The following is a 324-nucleotide window of genomic DNA, read 5'->3' as shown; positions in this document are numbered from 1 at the left end:
GGGTCGATACGGTGGTGCTGACCGGCGGCTCGACATCCGGATGCGTACGGGCCAGCGCGGTCGATTCCGTCAGCCACGGCTATCGCACCATCGTCCCGATCGAAACGACCGCCGACAAGCATGAAAGCCCGCATTTCGCCAATCTCACCGACATGCAGCTCAAATATGCCGATGTTGTGCCCGTGGCCGATGTCATCGCTTGGCTTGGGGCGCAGTGAGCCGCCTGCCCGTCAGGGATTGTTCGTAAGCTCAGCGCTTATGACCGCCGCACTGGCGCGCAGCAGCGGCACGAATTGGCGGATCGCGTCTTCCGGCCCCATGGCC

General features: G+C 63.9%; 1 protein-coding gene. It reads left to right on the top strand.

Annotation, left to right across the window (positions count from 1 at the left end):
* Positions 1-218 (top strand): isochorismatase family protein (locus AAFM29_RS17425; RefSeq protein ID WP_341713982.1); only part of this gene is annotated, 218 nt, incomplete at its 5' end.
* Between the last annotated feature and the right edge of the window lie 106 nt (positions 219-324).

Origin of the sequence: Erythrobacter sp., from assembly GCF_038133525.1 — a bacterium.
GTDB lineage: Bacteria > Pseudomonadota > Alphaproteobacteria > Sphingomonadales > Sphingomonadaceae > Qipengyuania.
This window is presented reverse-complemented; position numbering and strand designations above follow the sequence as displayed.